Genomic DNA, 17913 nt, shown 5'->3' with positions numbered 1-17913 from the left:
TTTACTCCTCAGAATCGTCGATATCGAATGCTTCCGGCGGCGGGCAGCTGCAGACCAAGTTGCGATCACCATAGGCCTCGTCGATGCGGCGCACCGGCGGGAAGTACTTGTAGCTCTGGCGCAGGGATTTCACTGGCCAAGCGGCCTTTTCTCGGCTGAAGACAAAGTCCCACGTATCGGCGCTAACGGACTCCGCGGTAAACGGAGCATGGTGGATGACGGAGCCTTCGTAGGACACCTGGCCGTCGATGATTTCCTGGATCTCGGCGCGGATGGTGCGCATTGCCTCGATGAAGCGATCCAGCTCGCCCAAGTCCTCGGACTCGGTGGGCTCCACCATGAGGGTGCCGGCCACCGGGAAAGCCAGGGTCGGGGCGTGGAAGCCAAAGTCTACGAGGCGCTTGGCGACGTCCGCGGCGGTGACCCCAGAGGCGTCGGTAAGCGCGCGCAGATCCAGGATGCATTCATGGGCCACTAAGCCAGCATTGCCGGTGTAGAGCACGGGGAAGGAATCTTCCAGAGACTTGGCCAGGTAATTTGCGCCCAAAATTGCGTGGGCGGAGGCTTGAGCAAGTCCCTGCGCGCCGCTCATAGCTAGGTATGCCCAGGAAATCGGCAGCACTCCGGCCGAGCCGTACTTGGTACTGGTGATAGGCACGCCTTGCCCAACCGGGGTAGCAGTGGTTGCATCCAGCTGCGGATCCGCGGCATTGGTGGGCAGGAACGGGATAAGGTGCTCGGCCACTGCTACTGGACCCACGCCTGGGCCGCCACCGCCATGCGGAATGGTAAAGGTCTTGTGCAGGTTGAGGTGGGACACATCGCCGCCGAACTGCCCTGGGCGGGCCCAGCCGGTCAGCGCGTTCATATTCGCACCGTCAATGTAGACCTGGCCGCCCACCGCGTGGACCTTATCGCAAACATCGCGAACCTCTGGGTCAAAGACGCCGTGGGTGGACGGGTAGGTCACCATGATGCCGGCGATGTGGTTGCCATGCTTGGCAATCTTTTCATCCAAATCCGCCAGATCAATAGAGCCGTCGTCCGCGGTCTTTACCACCACAACGCGCAGGTTAGCCAGCGTAGCCGAGGCCGCGTTTGTGCCATGTGCAGAAGCCGGGATGAGTACTACATCGCGCTCGTTATCGCCATTGGCTACGTGGTAGCGGCGGATGGCCAAAAGGCCGGCCAGCTCTCCCTGGGATCCGGCGTTGGGTTGGATAGAGACCTTGGCATAGCCGGTGATCTCGGCCAACCAACCTTCAATCTCCTCGACCAGTGCGCGCCAGCCAGCGGTTGTCTCTTCCGGGGCGTAGGGGTGGATGCCAGCAAACTCCGGCCAGGAAATCGGCTCCATGGCGGCGGTGGGGTTGAGCTTCATGGTGCAAGAACCCAGCGGGATCATGGTGCGGTCAAGTGCTAAGTCCTTATCTGCCAGCTTGCGCAGGTAGCGCAACATCTGGGTTTCGGAGTGGATGCGGTTGAAGACCTCGTGCTGGAGCGGCTCCTGGCTGCGCTGCAGGCTCTTAGGCAGGTCGAAGTCAGTCTCAGCCGCCCCAGCGCCGAAGGCTTGGGCGAGCTTGGCGACGTCCTCCTTAGTCGCCGACTCACCGAAGGACACCGATACCTTGTCCTCGCCGATCGAGCGCACGAGGTATCCCTCCTTCTGGAGGTTTTCCTTGATGCTGGTGGCATCCACGCCGGCGACGGTGACGGTATCGAAGAAGTCTTCAGAAACCAGCTGCTTTCCGGCATCCTTGACGGATTGGGCGAAGCTGGAGGCAAGCCCGTGCACGCGCTGTGCGATAGCCTTGAGGCCTTGCGGACCGTGGTAGACGGCGTACATGGAGGCGACATTAGCTAGCAAAGCCTGCGCAGTACAGATATTAGAGGTGGCGCGCTCGCGGCGAATGTGCTGCTCGCGAGTCTGCAGTGCCAAGCGGTAGGCCGGGCGACCATCCGCGTCCTTAGAAACACCGACGATGCGGCCAGGCATCTGCCGCTTGAGTTTTTCCGTAACCGCCATATAAGCGGCGTGCGGGCCACCGAAGAAGAGCGGCACGCCGAAGCGCTGGGAGGAACCGAGCACGATATCGGCGCCCAGCGAGCCAGGGCCTTCCAAGAGGAGCAGGGAAAGCGGGTCGGTGACCACAGCGGCTAGCGCGCCGCGGGTATGCAGCTCCTCGATGAGGGAAGAGGGATCAAAGATATCGCCCTCGGTGCCGGTGTAGGCAATGACGGCACCAATGAGATCCTCGCCCACGAGGCCTTCGCACAGGTCCACGATTTCCACCTCGAGGTCAATCGCGCGGGCACGTTCCGCGGCGACGGTAAGCACCTGCGGGTGCAGGCGGGAATCGAGCACCACACGGCGGCCCTTCTTTACCGCACGGGACATCAGGCCCACGGCCTCAGCCGCGGCAGAAGCCTCATCCAAGAGAGAGGCATTCGCAATCGGTAGTCCAGTGAGGGATTCAATCATGGTCTGGAAATTCAGCAGCGCTTCCAGACGCCCCTGGGAAATCTCCGGCTGGTACGGCGTATAAGCGGTATACCAACCAGCATCTTCTAGCAGACCGCGGCGGATGACCGCTGGGGTGAGGGTATCTGAAAAGCCCTGACCATAGAAAGGCTTGAGCACAGTGTTCTGGTTGGCGTACTCCCGCAACGTAGCCTGTGCTTCATCCTCCGAGAGTGCCTCAGGAAGCTGAGGCAATTCTGCGGCGCGGATCTTGGAGGGAATGGCGGCATCGACCAGCGCGTCCACGCTGTCGTAGCCTACCTTCGCAAGCATGGTTGCCTGCTCCGTAGAATCCGGCCCTAGGTGGCGGGAGATGAATTCCATGTCAGTGAGACTCCTTAGTGGGGGACAATGGCTATAACCGTCCTAATTATATGTTTAATAATGGGTGAGCCGATCCCCCTTGAGAAACTTTTATGCACCGCATCACTGTCTAAGGTGGCTCCAAAGGCGCTCACCACGGGCTTAGGGGGATCACCCGCGAAAAGCCTCGAATAAAACGGGATGGATGGTTCGGCTCAAGGCGGATCTATCATCCCCACTTGGCACCCCAGACATGGCAAAAGCCTTCCAGCCCCGCGGTGGGGCTGGAAGGCTTTAAGCGGCGATAGAACCTTTAGACTTCGAGGTCTGCCTGGAAGTCCGCGGTCTGCAGGCGATCCTTGATGGTGGTGATGAAGCGGCCTGCGTCCGCACCGTCAACCACCTGGTGGTCGTAGGTGAATGGCAGGTAGCACATCTGGCGGATGGCGATAGCATCCTGGCCGTTTTCGTTGACAACCACCGGACGCTTCTCAATGGCTGCGGTACCCAGAATGCCGGCCTGTGGCGGAACCAAGATCGGGGTATCGAGCATGGCGCCCTCGGAACCGATGTTGGTCACGGTGAAGGTAGCACCGGTCAGATCGTTCGGCTTCAGCTTGTTATTGCGGGCCTTATCAGCCAGCTCCGCAATCTGCTGCGCGATCTGTGGCAGGGTCATGTCCTGTGCCTTGGGGATGACCGGGGTGAGCAGACCCTTCGGAGTATCAACAGCGATAGCGATGTTGACATCCGCGTGGTAGGTCATCTCCTTGGTCTCTGGGTTATAAGACGCATTGACGTTCGGGTGGGAGACTAGGGCCTCAGCGGTAGCCTTTACGATGAATGGCAGGAAGGACAGGTTGGCACCGTGCTTGTCGATGAATGCCTGCTTGTTCTTCTTGCGCATATCCCAGATGGCAGTCATGTCGACTTCCTGCACGTGGGTAAGCTGTGCGGAAATCTGCAGCGCCTCTACCATCTTGGAAGCGGTGATTTCGCGAATGCGGTTAACCTTCTGGGTGGTGCCGATAAGCTCCTGCTTGGCCGGATCCACAGACTTGGTGGACCAACGAGCGCGTGGGGAGTTATCGGATTGCGCACCAGACTTGGCAGGTGCGTCTCCCTCGCCAGCAGCAGCAAGCACGTCCTGCTTGCGGATACGACCACCGACGCCGGTGCCCTCAACGTTGTTGAGGTCTACGCCGTGCTTATCAGCCAGCTTGCGTACCAGTGGGGTGACATAAGGAACGTTGTCGCCGTTGTTGACCTTCGCGGAGGTATTGAGAGAAGAATCCTGCTGGGTTTCTTTCTTGTCCTCTGCCTTTGGCTCCGGCTTCTTCTCTTCCTCAGCCTTTGGCTCTTCCTTCTTTTCCTCTTCCTTCTTTTCTTCGGCCTTTGGTTCTGGCTTGGAGTCGGAGGAGGATGCGGTGGCGTTTTCATCGCCGATGCGGGCGATGACTGCGCCTACCTCGATGGTGTCATCTTCGTCGGCGAGGATTTCTACCAGGGTGCCTGCTACTGGGGATGGAATTTCGGTGTCGACCTTGTCGGTGGAGACCTCGAGCAGTGGCTCGTCTACTTCGACGGTGTCGCCGACGGACTTGAGCCACTGGGTGATGGTGCCTTCGGTGACGGACTCGCCAAGTTCTGGCATTTCCACGTCGGATGCGTCGCCGGAGCCGCCGTTAGAAGAGTCAGCCTTTGGCTCTACCTGAGCTTCTTCTGCTTCTTCCTCGTCCTTGTCAGCGGAGGAGTCGTTGGATGCGGAGCCTGCCTCATCCTCGTCACCGATGATGGCAATGACCTCGCCAACCTCGATGGTGTCATCCTCGTCAGCCTTAATTTCAATAATGGTGCCGGCTACGGGGGAGGGGATTTCGGTATCGACCTTGTCGGTGGAGACCTCGAGCAAAGGCTCGTCTACTTCGACGGTGTCGCCGACGGACTTGAGCCACTGCGTGATGGTGCCTTCGGTTACGGATTCGCCCAGCTCGGGCATCTCAACGGAGTTCGCCATGAGTTATAAGACTCCTCGAAAGTTGGAAGTGTTCTATCGCTACCCGACAATCTTACAGCGTGATGCTCACCCTCGTGCAGATGTGGGGTTAGTAACTACCCTCCTTCCGGGTAAGCTAGGGAATTATGTTCAACCCCTTCCGCCGCAACAAGTCCAGATCGTCACTGCGACCACCCCGCGGACCGGGGGAGACCATCCGCCCAGAAGACGCGCAGGATTTGCAACAGTGGGCCGCCGGAAGAATGTATGTAGAGGCCTTTGTGGAGCCGGAAACAGTGGTCAACGAGATGTCGGTTGTCGTTGTCGATGAAAACGGCGAGTTCATCCGCCGTCGCATCGGCGGGCCAAAGGGTATCGACGCGGTGGCCGCATTATTGAGCTGCGATATTTATGACGTGGAAGAAACCGGCTACCCGCAGCGCATGCGTGAACGCCTGGAGCGAAACCGCATTCTGCGTAAAAGGGAAGAACAAAGAAAACGCCGCGCCCGGTTCGAGCGCGGCGAGAACCCCGATACGGGGACTGAATTAAGCTAGATCGCTCTCTTCACGTAGGTAGACCTGGGAGCCGCGGCGGCGGAATTCGGCAGACTTTTCTTGCATGCCTTTCTCCGGTGCAGTGCCGTCGACGGCCTCGCGGACTTGCTCACCTAGCGTTGGCATGCCTAGCTCGGCCATCTGCCCGCCAAACATATCCCGAATGTCTTGGCTGATGCGCATAGAGCAGAACTTGGGGCCACACATGGAACAAAAGTGGGCGGTCTTTGCTGGCTCGGCAGGCAAGGTTTCGTCATGGTAAGCCTGCGCGGTTTCCGGATCGAGGGAAAGCGCAAACTGATCATTCCAGCGGAATTCAAAGCGGGCCTTGCTCATCGCGTCATCCCAGGCACGGGCGCCAGGATGACCTTTGGCCACGTCCGCGGAGTGCGCGGCAATCTTATAGGTAATGACACCAGTTTTTACGTCATCTCGGTTGGGTAGGCCCAAGTGCTCTTTCGGAGTCACGTAGCACAGCATCGCCGTGCCACCCATAGCGATATGGGCGGCGCCGATGGCAGAAGTGATGTGGTCATAGCCGGGAGCGATATCGGTAACTAGCGGGCCGAGAGTATAAAAGGGCGCGTCAGAGGCCCAATCCTGCTCGAGCTCGTTATTTTCTTGAATCATGTTGAGCGGGACATGGCCAGGGCCTTCCACCATGACTTGGACGTCATACTCCCAAGCCCGGCGGGTAAGTTCGCCAATCGTCTTAAGCTCAGCGAACTGGGCTGCGTCGTTCGCATCGGCTAGGCTGCCGGGACGCAGGCCGTCGCCAAGCGAAAATGCAACATCGTATTGCGCAAAAATCTCGCATAACTCATCAAAGTGCTCGTAAAGGAAAGATTCTTTGTGGTGGGCCAAGCACCAGCCCGCCATAATCGAGCCGCCGCGGCTTACAATGCCAGTCACGCGATTGCTAGCTAAAGGCACATAGGCCAAAAGCACACCAGCGTGAATCGTCATATAGTCCACGCCCTGCTCGCATTGCTCGATGACGGTATCACGGAAGATCTCCCACGTGAGGTCCTCCGCTATGCCATTGACCTTTTCCAATGCTTGGTAAATCGGGACGGTGCCGATGGGAACCGGAGAGTTGCGCAAGATCCACTCACGGGTGGTGTGGATATCGTCACCCGTAGACAAGTCCATGACGGTATCCGCACCCCATTGGGTAGCCCAGCGCAGTTTGGATACTTCCTCATCGATGGAGGAGGTTACCGCTGAGTTGCCGATATTGGCGTTAATCTTGGTAAGGAATTTGCGGCCAATGATCATGGGCTCGGACTCGGGGTGGTTGACATTATTGGGAATAATCGCGCGGCCGCGAGCGACCTCCTGACGTACGAATTCCGCATCGCAATGCTCGCGCAGAGCTACAAATTCCATTTCTCGGGTAATAATTCCCTGGCGGGCATAATGCATCTGCGTAACGCGTTGGCCTGCCTTCGCCTTAAGCGGCAGGCGCTTAGAGCCCTTCCATTCTTGGGAGGCAGCACCGCGGCGCTGTGCGGCGCGGCCGTCATCAGCGAGCTCTCGGTTGCGGCCTTGGTATTCTTCGGTATCCGCGCGTTTTTGAATCCACTCGGTGCGCAACGCCGGAAGCCCCTGCTCCGGTGCGCATTCAGGACCACGCGTGCGGTAAACGCGGAAGGGCTCGTTAGGGGCATGAGGGGAATCGTCCAAGTGGATTTCGGTCTCTGGGACCTCTATACCGTTGTGTCGAATAGGGGAGTAGGAATGCTTGGGGTGGTTTTCTGGGGCAGCCGTCATGGCAGGCTCTCCTCTCTTCCTTCGTAGGTATTAACCAAACAGGTTCGAACGGTAGATACGCAGCTGTAGCGCACTCTCAGCCCGTGCTCGGGCACCCGTGGGGACGCAGATCACCGTATAACAAACGCTTCACCCAGCGCAGGGTTTTCCGCATGTGGTCTAGGCCTAGCGATGCGTGGTGGGAGGGTGAAGGAATGTGGTGCTAGGTCAACAGGAAACTTTCAGGATTCTTCCACCCGTATCCAATATCGGTAACCCATACTGAATTTATGCGTTTGAGAGAGCGCATGCGAGAGAGATAGAGAGAACCCCTCATGTTTCCAGAGGGCGGCTGTTTTAGCCGATACATGGAAACACCTTGTAGAGAGACGCCTGCGGCCCTCGGACCACTTTCGGTTCGAGGGCCGCAGGCGTTTTCTTTTGCCTAGCAGATCGTGGCGCCGGCAGCGGCTAACTCTTGCAACGCCACCTCACCGCGAGATTCATTTACCGGGGAGCAATAGTCACGCAGAACGCGGACGGTGAACCCCTCCTGTAGGGCATCAGTAGCGGTGGCACGAACACAATGATCGGTGGCAATGCCCACGATGTCTACGGCATCGATGTGGTGCTCGCGCAACCAGTCAGCAAGCAGGGTGCCGTTAGCAGCACCCTCAAATCCGGAATAGGCGGCGGTGTATTCGCCCTTGCGGAAGTAGGCTTGGGACGGCCCGATAGCCTCATGCATGGCCGCGCCGTGGGACTCGGCTACACAGTGCACGGGCCAGGAATCAACAAAATCCGGACTCTGCGAAAAGTGAGAGCCCGGATCTATATGCCAATCCTGCGTGGCTACGACGGTGTCATAATCCTGTTGCAGAGTCGCGATTTTGGCGGCGACTTCATTGCCTCGTTCGGTGCCTAAGGCACCGCCGGGGCAAAAGTCATATTGAACGTCAACGATAATCAGAGCAGGCTTCATGCCTTTAGGAGTTTAATCGCATAAAGCCTGCTGTGGTGCTACTTTAATTCAGCAATTTCGCGCAGGGCTGCTACCACCGTGCGGGTGGGCACGCCGGTGCCCATCTTTGGGTTGTATCCATAAGCGCCAGTGGTGTTGAAGGAAGGGCCGGCCACATCGATATGGGCCCATTCGATTCCTTCACCCACAAAGTGTTGGAGGTAGGTGCCGGCATATTCCATGCCGCCCTCACGCTTAGCGTTGATATTACGGATATCGGCGCTGGCGGATTTTACCGATTCCTCGTGTTCCTCCAGTAGCGGCATGGCCCAAGCCTTCTCGCCCACCTCGCGGCCGATTTCGGCCATGCGGTCACGGAATTCCTCGGAACCCATAACGCCGGCGGTCCGCTCACCTAGAGCAACCATCTGGGCGCCGGTGAGAGTAGCCGTTTCAATGAGGTAGTCAGGGTTGTCCTCGCTGGCGCGCGCAATGGCATCAGCAAGCACGAGGCGACCTTCCGCATCGGTGTTGAGCACCTCGGAGGTAATGCCGCCGTAGTGGGTGATGACGTCACCTGGGCGGGTGGCATCGCTGCCTGGCATGTTTTCTGCCAGGGGCAGGGTAGCGGTGATACCCACCTTGAGGTTCAGCTTTGCCGCAGCGATGATGGCAGCGGCCATTGCGGCGGAACCGCCCATATCGGAAATCATGTCCCACATCTTGGCGCCTGGCTTCAAGGAAATGCCGCCGGTATCAAAGGTAATGCCCTTGCCCACCAGCGCGACGTGGCGCTTGGCCTTCTTCGGGCGCCAGCTCAAGCGGACCAAACGCGGCGGACGTGCAGAGCCACGGCCGACCGCCAGGATGCCGCCAAAGCCCTGCTTTTCTAGGGTCTTTTCATCCAAGACCTCTACCTCAAGGCCCGCCTCTGCTGCTTGGGCGGAAAGGAAAGCGGCGTAGCTTTCTGGGTAGAGCAGGTTGGATGGAGTATTGACCAGATCGCGGGCGAGAAGAACGGATTCAGCGGTAATCTTCGCGTTTTCAAATTCCTCTTGGGCTGACTTCTCGGCCACTACGGTAAAGGTGGTGGGCACCGTAGATGGCTCGCTGCGTAGGCCGGAGTACTTATAGCCGCCGAGGATGAGGCCTTCTACCACTGGGGCGATGCCAAAATCGCCCAGAGAGGTAGCTACCTGTTCAATCTTGGTAATGGAGCGGGCGGCCTGGCCTGCAGCGCGGCGCAGCGTTTCATCGTCTACTTCTTCTGCTTCGCCCAATCCCACGGCGATGATGGAGGCTACGCCAGCCTTAGCTGGAGCCGGTACTCGCGTGACCTCGCCGGCGGTGCCGGAAGCCCCTACGGCCACCAGTGCTTCGTAGGTGGAGCGCAGTGCGGCAGCCCCTAGCAACTCGGTGCCCGGCAGTTCTAGCCCGCCTTCGCCCTCGAACGCAGCAATTAGTAGTGCGTCCGCCTTCTTTGGAACCTTCTTCCCCAGCTTTAGCTTGGGAAAGTGACCGCGTGCGGGCAATTCGTTTTGTGCCATAGTGTCCTCCTTTATAAAAAGGCTTATCAATCTTCCCTCTACTGTACCGCGCAGCGGTGAACTTATTCCTGCCTCGCTATAGATAAAGGGGTAGATTGTGGGCATGCTTGATTACACGATTACTCGGACCGATAATCCCACGTCTGCGGAGGAATTGAGCGAAATCCTCGCCAACCCCGGCTTTGGCAAGCACTTTACGGACCACATGGTCACCATTGATTGGACCGAAGAAAAGGGCTGGCACAATGCTCAGGTAAGACCGTACGGGCCGATGACAATGGAACCGGCAAGCAACGTATTCCACTACGGGCAGGCAATCTTTGAAGGCATCAAGGCCTATCGTCAGCCCGATGATTCCATTGCCACCTTCCGTCCAGACCATAATGCCCAGCGGTTTATCAACTCTGCTGAACGCTTGGCTATGCCGGAGCTGCCGCAGGAGGAGTTTATTGAGTCTTTGCGCCAGTTGGTGGAAGTAGATAAGGACTGGGTACCGGAAGCCGGTGGAGAAGCGGCGTTGTATCTGCGTCCCTTTATGATCTCCACCGAGGTTTCCTTGGGGGTTCACCCGGCCAAGTCCTACCGCTACGTGCTTATAGCCTCCCCAGCGGGTTCCTACTTCAGTGGTGGCATCAAACCGGTATCCGTCTGGCTGTCCACCGACTACGTGCGCGCAGCGCCCGGCGGCACCGGCGCGGCCAAGTTTGCGGGCAACTATGCGGGCTCGCTATTGGCCCAAGCTCAGGCGGATGAAAAGGGCTGTGACCAGGTGGTCTGGTTGGACGCTATTGAACGCCGCTACATCGAAGAAATGGGCGGAATGAACCTCATGTTTGTCTATGGCTCCGGCGAGAATGTGGAGACTGTTACGCCAGAACTATCCGGTTCCTTGTTGCCGGGCATCACGCGCGAATCTCTTCTGCAAGTTGCCCAAGACCTGGGCTACAAGGTCACCGAACGCCGCATTACGGCCGAGGAATGGCAGCGCGATGCAGAATCCGGCGCAATGTCGGAGGCCTTTGCCTGCGGTACTGCCGCGGTTATCACCCCGGTGGGCCACGTGCTGGGCGATTCCGCCGATTTCCAGGTCAATGGCAATGAAGCAGGCGAGATCACCATGACCTTGCGCGAGCACCTAACCGGAATTCAGCGCGGTGCTGTGGAAGATACCCATGGCTGGCTGCATACCCTGGTGAAATAGGCCGCGGCTTAGGCGTCTGCGGCGATCTCGACTCCGGTAAGTAGCATCGGCAGCGCCGCTAGGGCGCCGAGGGTGGGTTCCGGCTCCATTGCCAGTTGGTGCAGTGGCTGGAGCCCCAATTTTCCTAGCGCCAGCTCGTGGGCAGGGGCGGCGGATAGGGTAGTGGCGAAGAGCCACTCTTTCACGCCAGGGTTGTCGCGCTCGGCAAGGAGGGCAGCGGTGGCGGTCAAGGGGGCATCGATAAGCAAGGGAGTGCGACGCTCCGCGGCTCGGGTAATGAACCCCACCGCAGCGGCCAGCACCGCAGACTGGCAGGAGGCTACGAGCTCCATGCCCTCGAGGTTGCGGGCGCGGAACATAGCATCTCGAATGGCAGAGACCTCTCGCTTCCAGTCTTCCACGCTGGGCTGCTTGCCGACGATCACTACCGGCTCCGTCTGCGTCATCGTCGCCATGACCACGGCGGGGACGCGGGCGCTTTCCACGCCGCCGGGAATCAGTAGGTCCGCACCGGCATCAATTTCCGCATCTGCGGTAGCGGCTCCTAAGTCATATGCCTGGGATAGATCCGTCACCGTGACTACATTAAGTCCGGCCCCGGCCCGACGCGCAGCGGTCTCGGGAGCCGGTAGCTGGGTCTCCTGCTCAGCAAAGACGATGGCTCGTATACGCTGCGGCTCCTGAGCGGGGGCGCTGCCTTGGCAGGCGGCTAGCCATTGGGCGGCTTCGGTCAGGCGCCCATAAGGCGCGAGCTGTGCGTCGTGTGCGGTACGTGCCTGAGAATCGGGCTGCGGAATGGCCATGAGCACATCTCCCTAAACGTCAGCACCGAGCTCCACGCGGGGGCGCGGAATGCGCCACTTGCGCGGCTGGCTGGCGCGGGAATATGCATAAAAGCCCAGGCTAAAGCCGGCTTCAGTGGTGCCAGGGAACTTGGTACGCACGGCATTATTGCAACGGCGGGCCAAGATGATGCCCTCGATGGCAAAGATAATGAGGATAACCATCGCCACCGCGTTAATGACCGTCGCGATGCTTGGTACCGCGTAAGTCAAGAACACGACCACGATGAGAACTAGGGCCATTGGCATAACCCAATTGCTCAAGCTGCGGCGCGCATCTACCCAATCGCGCACATAGGCGCGTTCTGCGCCCTGATCGCGAGCGGGAAGGAAACGCGGATCACCGTCAGCCATGCGGGCCTGCTGCTCACGGTTGGCCTGCTGGCGCTCTTGGCGCTCCTTTTTCTTATATTCCTTCCACTCGTCCTTGCTCATGGACTTCTTCATGTCCTTGCGGTGCTGGTAACGCTGTGCTTCGGACATGCCATGGGGATCGCGCTTTACGCCGCGCGCGATCTCTTGTTCGGAGCGCTTTGGCGTAGGACGACCCTTCGGTGGGGTATAGCCCTTGCGCTGGGGCTCTTTCTGAATGTCTTCCTGCGCCTTGTCCTGCGCAGGAGCGGGCTCAGTGGAGGTCTTGTCATCTTTTTGCCACGGGAGTTTCACGCTCCTCACACTACAAGGTTTAGGCGCGAATAGGGGAATAGGCCCGGCCCAGTAGATGTTGTAGCAGTGGGCTACCTTTTCCCACCTGAAAGAAGCGGGTAGGGTAGTGGCAACGAAACCAATACTTATTGAGGAGAAGTGATGACCGCTCCAGCTTCCGCAACCGGCGTCATTCTGACTGAAGCAGCAGCCGCTAAGGCAAAGGCGCTGCTTGATCAGGAAGGCCGCGACGATCTCTCCCTGCGCATTGCCGTTCAGCCTGGTGGCTGCGCTGGCCTGCGCTACCAGCTTTACTTTGATGATCGCACCTTGGATGGTGACAAGGTCGACCAGGTAGGCGGCGTAAACCTCGTCGTGGACAAGATGTCCGTTCCTTACCTGACCGGTGCCAAGATTGACTTCGCTGACACCATCGAGTCCCAGGGTTTTACCATCGATAACCCGAATGCCACCGGTTCTTGCGCCTGTGGCGATTCCTTCAACTAAAAAGAAGGACAGCAAAGAGGGTGGGTGCCGATGGCACCCACCCTCTTGTGTATGTGTGGAAGGCTCTTAGAGCTTGACTGGATAGTCGCGCTGCTCGATCTGCGGATCGATGCGCTTTTCCACAAAGATGCCGTGCCAAATCATAAAGGACAGGACGGTCCACAAACGGCGGGAGTGGTCGGAGACGCCGTCGCGGTGCTCCTTGAGCATCTCGAGAACTTCCTTCTTATTGAAGATGTCCTCTGTCTGGGATTCGTTGATGGTGTCTTGGGCCCAGCCGTAGAGCTCGTCGCCGGCCAACCAGTGGCGCATCGGCACGGGGAAGCCCAGCTTCTTGCGGTGCAGAACGTGGGCCGGAACGATCTGCTCCATTGCCTTGCGCAGTGCGTACTTGGTGGTGCCGTGGGAAATCTTCAGGTCATAAGGGATGGACTCGGCCACCTTGAAGACTTCCTTGTCCAAGAAGGGCACGCGAAGCTCAAGCGAGTTGGCCATATTGATCTTATCGGCCTTGACCAAGATGTCACCGCGCATCCAGGTAAAGAGGTCCAGGTGTTGCATGCGTGCGACCGGGTCAAAGCCCTCAGACTGGGCGTAGATGGGCGCGGTTACCTCGCGGTGGTCCCATTCGCGCTTCGCCCACGGAATAACCCGCTGCATCTGCTCAAAATTGAAGGAACGTGCGTTGCCATAGTAGCGCTCTTCCATGGTCATCGAGCCACGGTTGAGCAAAGACTTGCCCTTCATGCCTTCTGGCAGCACCTGGGAGAGCTTGCCCAACCCGCGGCGCAGTGGGGAAGGGATCTTCTCAAAGGGAGCGAGGGACAGCGGCTCCTTATAGATGGTGTAACCACCAAAGAGCTCGTCCGCACCCTCACCGGAAAGAACAACCTTGACGTGCTTGCGGGCTTCTTGGGCCACGAAATAGAGCGGCACCAGCGAAGGGTCAGCTACCGGATTGTCCAGATACCACATGATCTTCGGGATGGACTCGGCATACTCCTCCGGGGAGACAATCTTGACGATGTGTTCCACGCCAATAGCTTCCGCGGACTCTGCCGCGACATCGACCTCAGAGTAGCCCTCGCGCTCGAAGCCGGTGGTGAAAGTCAGCAGATCAGGGTTGTGGCGCTTAGCCAGGGTGGCAATAGCGGTGGAGTCAATGCCGCCCGACAAGAAGGAGCCTACGGTGACGTCGGCGCGCATGTGCTTAGCGACGGAATCCTCCAGCGCCTCCGCAATCCGGTTAAAGAGTTGCTGCTCTTCACCTTGCTTTACCTGTTGAACAGGGAAGCGGGGCTTGAAGTAGCGCTCGGAGACAACCTCTTCGCCTGGACGAAGGGTAACGGTGCATCCGGATTCCACGCGGCGGATATTCGCGTGGAGGGACTCCGGCTCCGGGACGTATTGCAGGTCGACGTAATACTCAATGGCGCGGCGGTCAAGGTTGAGCTCTAGACCGATCTCGTCTGCCATTTCCAGAATGCACTTCATCTCGGAGGCAAAGACAGTGCCAGCGTCGGTGGTGGCGTAGTACAGCGGCTTGATGCCGAATTGGTCGCGGGCAGCAAACATCGTCTTAGTGTGGGTGTCCCAGATGACGATGCCGAACATGCCGCGCAGGTGGTTGACCACGTCCTTGCCCCAGTGGTGGTAGCCCACCACGATAGGCTCACCATCGCCTTCGGTATGGAAGGTATAGCCGAGGCCCTTGAGCTCTTCCCGCAGTTCTACGTAGTTGTAGATTTCGCCGTTGAAGGTCATGGCGTAGCGGTCGGGCTGGTCCTCCGGGCCCCAGCGAAGGGGCTGGTGGGAGTGTTCTAGGTCAATGATGGACAGGCGATTGAAGCCAAAGGCAGCATCGCCGTCGTGCCAGGTGCCTGCCGCATCTGGGCCGCGGTGGCGCATGCAAGGCAGGGAACGTTCTAGCGCGTCAACGTACTTATCTACGTCGCCCGTGGCGGCGAGCATGCCAAGAAGTCCGCACATGTAAAGATTGCTCCTTAATATAAGCGTCTATTGCTAGTCACCCACTTTACGGCTCGAGAGGTGCAAACTAGAACACGCCACGGCTTAAGGAAAGCTGTTGGCTGCCTTGGAAATAGCTTCCCCGATAGGGTGCGAACTTTCGGTTGATGTATCCCCGGGCAAGCTGTGAATTGACACACATGGCCGAGTTGGAACCTTAGGGTCCGGTTGGAACATTGTGCAGGTGGGGCGGTAACCTACAAGAAGGAGAATATGAAATGAGTGCACTAGGTGCCCTTTTATGCCTTTAAACAGGCTGGGAATCTGGCAATTTTCCTCTATTCTGATTGGGTAAGAGTGCTCTGTGAGTATTCGAGAAGTTTTGTGTGGACAGAAAGGCAGAACACACGTGGGACAGCGTAATAAGCGCACCTTTGCCCGCAAGGCGGGCGTAGCTGGCGCACTTGCCCTGGGTGGACTCGCTCTGGCAGGTTGTGACGTTCAGGCGCCAACTGCTGTAGAGAACCTCCTAGGATTCGGTTGGCCAAAGGGTATTACCCCTGAGGCAGAGGCCATGTACAACTTCTGGATTTGGGTCTGGGTTGCTGCGTGGATCGTTGGTTTTATTATGTGGGGCCTGTTCCTCACCGCTATCTTCCGCTGGAGCGCGAAGAAGGCGAAGAAGGATGGCAAGGGCGAGTTCCCGCGCCAGATTCAGTACAACGTACCGCTTGAGATGGTTCTGACCATCGTTCCGATCCTCATCATCATGGGCCTGTTCTTCTTTACCGTTCAGACCCAGCAGAAGGTTACCGCCTTGGATAAGGATCCGAAGGTTGTCGTCGACGTCACCGCTTTCCAGTGGAACTGGAAGTTCGGTTACGCGGAGAACCACGTTAACGGTGAGAACTATGACGGTGCTGATAAGGAACGTCAGGCCGAGGCGGAAAAGTCTGCTCACGACCCAGAGGGTATCGATAACCCGAACCCAATCCACGGCAAGTCCATGGGCGACCTTTCCTACCTGAACTACAACAAGATTGAGACCGTCGGTACTACCGAAGAGGTTCCGGTTCTGGTTCTTCCTTCCGATACCGCGATTGAATTCCGTCTCGCTTCTGGCGACGTATCCCACGCATTCTGGGTACCGGAGTTCCTGTTTAAGCGCGACGTCTACGCACACCCAGAGGCAAACGCTCAGGAGCGTAGCTTCCAGGTGGAAAAGATTGAGAAGCAGGGCGCATTCGTTGGTCGCTGTGCCGAGATGTGCGGTACCTACCACTCGATGATGAACTTCGAAATCCGCGTTGTATCCCCAGAGGACTTCAACAAGTACATGAAGTTCCGCGAGAACAATCCGGAAGCTACCAACGCCGAGGCTCTCAAGGAAATCGGTCAGGACCCATACGCGGTTACCACCCACCCGTTCTCCGGCGAGCGTGATACCGCTAATGGTGACAACTTCGTCAACACGGCGGCATAAGAGATAAGGACACAACACAATGCGTGCAACATCGAAAGTCTTTTACTCAATCGCGACCTACCTTCTTGTCTCGCTGATTGTCTACATCTTCGGCGTTACCTTCGTTAAGGACGACGGCTACCTGTATGGTGCCGAGTGGGTGGGCATCGTGGGTATGTTCCTCGCCTTCCTGCTGTGCATGATGCTTGGTGCTTACCTGCACTTCACCGATAACCGCAGCGACGTCCTGCCAGAGGATTGGGAAGAGGCAGAGACCGAGGACGCTGCTGGCATCCTAGGCTTCTTCTCTCCAGGCTCCATCTGGCCGCTGGCTATGACCGGTGCTATCGCCCTCCTTGGCCTGGGTATCATCTTCCTCTACTTCTGGTTGATCGCTCTCGGCGCTGTCTGTCTCATCGCAGCATGCACCGGTCTTTCCCTGCAGTACGGTCTGCCAAAGGAAAAGCACTAGTTCTTCACTCTGAAGAAATCCCCGCCTAAAACTTCTCCGCCCTCCTAGCTATGGGAGCTAGGAGGGCTTTGGCGATCGGCTGTCGGATGTTCCACGAAAAAGTTCCCTAGATTCCAAAAAACTTTTAAGAGGTGGGGTGGTGGCCGCACATCCAACAAGGAAGTTGCCTAACCGTCTGTGCGATTCGGCCACGTAGAGGCATCTTTTCGCGGGGGTCGACCGAAAGTTGTAGACCTGCGGGTTTGGGGTGGTGAGTGGGTGTGATTTATCTCTCCAGAAAGTATCAATCTCGCGTACTTGTTAATGCATCTACAGGTCAGAATTACTGAGGTGGGGGCGCTCGGGAATTTCTAAGCGTGGGGCGTCGTGTGTTGTCACCTGCATCGATGGGGCGTCGTAAAGCAGGGCAAAAAGTTCCCGGCGGAAAAAATAAAAATATCGCGGGGAACTAGCTGAACGTCTGCTGGCTAAAGCATCAAAAATGAATAGTGATAGCGGGGGGAATTGAGGTGACTTTGCCGCCCAGAACAGCCATAATGGCCTCTGTGACGAGCGTAGTTTCTAACCAAGGTATGACAGCACCACGTGCTGCCTCACTGAACCGACCAAATATGGTCAGTGTGGGCACCATCGTGTTCCTGTCTCAGGAATTGATGTTCTTTGCCGGACTGTTCGCGATGTGGTTCACCTCGCGAGCAAACGGTCAAGAAGGCGACTGGGCGGAGCACACCGCCCATATCAACCTGCCCATGGGTTTCCTCATTACGGCAGTGCTGATTACTTCTTCTGTGACCTCTCAGTTCGGCGTGTTTGCCGCAGAAAGGGGTGACGTTTACAAGCTTCGACTCTGGTACACCGTGACGCTGGTACTGGGCGTTGTGTTCCTGTGCATCATGGCATTCGAGTGGACCGAGTTGATTCACGCAGGTGTGACTGTGCAGTCCAGCGTCTTCGGTTCGGTGTTCTACATCATCACCGGCTTCCACGCTGCGCACGTGACCGCAGGTCTGATTTCTTTTGCAATCATCCTGGCGCGCGTTGCTAAGTCCAAGTTCACGCCGGCGCAGGCGACCGCCGCAATGGCAGTGTCTTACTACTGGCACTTCGTTGACGTTGTGTGGATCGGCGTCTTCACCGTTATTTACTTGGTCCAGTAGAACTGGCCACTATCCCCAAACA

At 58.0% G+C, this 17913-nt stretch carries 14 protein-coding genes; 6 read left to right on the top strand and 8 right to left on the bottom strand.

From position 1 onward, the window contains the following. Position 1: 1 nt before the first annotated feature. Complete coding sequence (gene gcvP / locus MHK05_RS01895; protein ID WP_239204415.1) at positions 2 to 2845, bottom strand: aminomethyl-transferring glycine dehydrogenase; 2844 nt, start codon at positions 2843 to 2845, stop codon at positions 2 to 4. A 292-nt stretch (positions 2846 to 3137) separates the two neighbouring features. Then, positions 3138 to 4841, bottom strand: a complete 1704-nt coding sequence (gene sucB / locus MHK05_RS01890; RefSeq protein WP_239204413.1) for a 2-oxoglutarate dehydrogenase, E2 component, dihydrolipoamide succinyltransferase — start codon at positions 4839 to 4841, stop codon at positions 3138 to 3140. A gap of 125 nt (positions 4842 to 4966) precedes the next feature. On the opposite strand from sucB, the gene MHK05_RS01885 reads away from it, so the two are divergent. Beyond that, a complete protein-coding gene (locus tag MHK05_RS01885) occupies positions 4967 to 5377 on the top strand; it encodes a hypothetical protein (RefSeq protein ID WP_023021164.1) in 411 nt (136 codons plus the stop codon). Here MHK05_RS01885 and thiC read toward each other — a convergent pair. The 3 genes from thiC to MHK05_RS01870 form a co-directional block, all read right to left on the bottom strand. Next, a complete protein-coding gene (gene thiC, locus MHK05_RS01880) occupies positions 5369 to 7150 on the bottom strand; it encodes a phosphomethylpyrimidine synthase ThiC (RefSeq protein ID WP_239204411.1) in 1782 nt (593 codons plus the stop codon). The genes MHK05_RS01885 and thiC overlap by 9 nt on opposite strands. A 424-nt stretch (positions 7151 to 7574) precedes the next feature. After that, entirely contained in the window at positions 7575 to 8111 is a 537-nt protein-coding gene (locus MHK05_RS01875) for an isochorismatase family protein (protein ID WP_239204409.1), read from the bottom strand. A gap of 38 nt (positions 8112 to 8149) precedes the next feature. After that, positions 8150 to 9637 (bottom strand): leucyl aminopeptidase, encoded by a 1488-nt coding sequence (locus tag MHK05_RS01870; protein WP_239204407.1) that lies wholly within the window; start codon positions 9635 to 9637, stop codon positions 8150 to 8152. Positions 9638 to 9740: 103 nt separating this feature from the next. Here MHK05_RS01870 and MHK05_RS01865 point away from each other — a divergent pair, with 103 nt between their 5' ends. After that, positions 9741 to 10838, top strand: coding sequence for a branched-chain amino acid aminotransferase (locus MHK05_RS01865; RefSeq protein WP_275436255.1), 1098 nt, complete (start codon positions 9741 to 9743; stop codon positions 10836 to 10838). Between the two features lie 8 nt (positions 10839 to 10846). Here MHK05_RS01865 and MHK05_RS01860 read toward each other — a convergent pair whose 3' ends face one another. Further along, on the bottom strand, positions 10847 to 11641 hold the full coding sequence (locus MHK05_RS01860) for a nicotinate-nucleotide--dimethylbenzimidazole phosphoribosyltransferase (RefSeq protein ID WP_239204403.1): 795 nt from the start codon (positions 11639 to 11641) through the stop codon (positions 10847 to 10849). A 12-nt stretch (positions 11642 to 11653) separates the two neighbouring features. Beyond that, positions 11654 to 12346, bottom strand: a complete 693-nt coding sequence (locus tag MHK05_RS01855; protein WP_239204401.1) for a DUF3043 domain-containing protein — start codon at positions 12344 to 12346, stop codon at positions 11654 to 11656. Positions 12347 to 12487: 141 nt separating this feature from the next. On the opposite strand from MHK05_RS01855, the gene MHK05_RS01850 reads away from it, so the two are divergent. After that, positions 12488 to 12832: a HesB/IscA family protein gene (locus tag MHK05_RS01850; protein ID WP_005324455.1), complete on the top strand. Its 345-nt coding sequence runs from the start codon at positions 12488 to 12490 to the stop codon at positions 12830 to 12832. 66 nt (positions 12833 to 12898) lie between these two features. On the opposite strand, the gene asnB is transcribed toward MHK05_RS01850, so the two are convergent. Then, positions 12899 to 14821: an asparagine synthase (glutamine-hydrolyzing) gene (asnB, locus tag MHK05_RS01845; RefSeq protein WP_239204399.1), complete on the bottom strand. Its 1923-nt coding sequence runs from the start codon at positions 14819 to 14821 to the stop codon at positions 12899 to 12901. Positions 14822 to 15209: 388 nt separating this feature from the next. On the opposite strand from asnB, the gene ctaC reads away from it, so the two are divergent. From ctaC to ctaE, 3 genes are all read left to right on the top strand, one after another. Next, positions 15210 to 16283, top strand: a complete 1074-nt coding sequence (gene ctaC / locus MHK05_RS01840) for an aa3-type cytochrome oxidase subunit II (RefSeq protein ID WP_049361049.1) — start codon at positions 15210 to 15212, stop codon at positions 16281 to 16283. 19 nt (positions 16284 to 16302) lie between these two features. After that, entirely contained in the window at positions 16303 to 16734 is a 432-nt protein-coding gene (ctaF, locus tag MHK05_RS01835) for an aa3-type cytochrome oxidase subunit IV (RefSeq protein ID WP_049361050.1), read from the top strand. A gap of 545 nt (positions 16735 to 17279) precedes the next feature. After that, on the top strand, positions 17280 to 17891 hold the full coding sequence (gene ctaE, locus MHK05_RS01830; protein ID WP_432417960.1) for an aa3-type cytochrome oxidase subunit III: 612 nt from the start codon (positions 17280 to 17282) through the stop codon (positions 17889 to 17891). Positions 17892 to 17913 lie beyond the last annotated feature (22 nt).

Source organism: Corynebacterium nasorum (genome assembly GCF_022347325.1).
GTDB lineage: Bacteria > Actinomycetota > Actinomycetes > Mycobacteriales > Mycobacteriaceae > Corynebacterium > Corynebacterium kefirresidentii.
The sequence above is the reverse complement of the archived record's forward strand: the minus strand, read 5'-3'. Positions and strand labels throughout refer to the sequence as shown.

Coding starts and splice junctions, on each gene's coding strand:
- ctaF (WP_049361050.1), top strand. CDS start 16,303: ATGCGTGCAACATCGAAAGTCTTTTACTCAATCGCGACCTACCTTCTT.
- thiC (WP_239204411.1), bottom strand. CDS start 7,150: ATGACGGCTGCCCCAGAAAACCACCCCAAGCATTCCTACTCCCCTATT.
- MHK05_RS01860 (WP_239204403.1), bottom strand. CDS start 11,641: ATGGCCATTCCGCAGCCCGATTCTCAGGCACGTACCGCACACGACGCA.
- gcvP (WP_239204415.1), bottom strand. CDS start 2,845: ATGGAATTCATCTCCCGCCACCTAGGGCCGGATTCTACGGAGCAGGCA.
- MHK05_RS01865 (WP_275436255.1), top strand. CDS start 9,741: ATGCTTGATTACACGATTACTCGGACCGATAATCCCACGTCTGCGGAG.
- MHK05_RS01885 (WP_023021164.1), top strand. CDS start 4,967: ATGTTCAACCCCTTCCGCCGCAACAAGTCCAGATCGTCACTGCGACCA.
- MHK05_RS01875 (WP_239204409.1), bottom strand. CDS start 8,111: ATGAAGCCTGCTCTGATTATCGTTGACGTTCAATATGACTTTTGCCCC.
- asnB (WP_239204399.1), bottom strand. CDS start 14,821: ATGTGCGGACTTCTTGGCATGCTCGCCGCCACGGGCGACGTAGATAAG.
- sucB (WP_239204413.1), bottom strand. CDS start 4,841: ATGGCGAACTCCGTTGAGATGCCCGAGCTGGGCGAATCCGTAACCGAA.
- MHK05_RS01850 (WP_005324455.1), top strand. CDS start 12,488: ATGACCGCTCCAGCTTCCGCAACCGGCGTCATTCTGACTGAAGCAGCA.
- MHK05_RS01870 (WP_239204407.1), bottom strand. CDS start 9,637: ATGGCACAAAACGAATTGCCCGCACGCGGTCACTTTCCCAAGCTAAAG.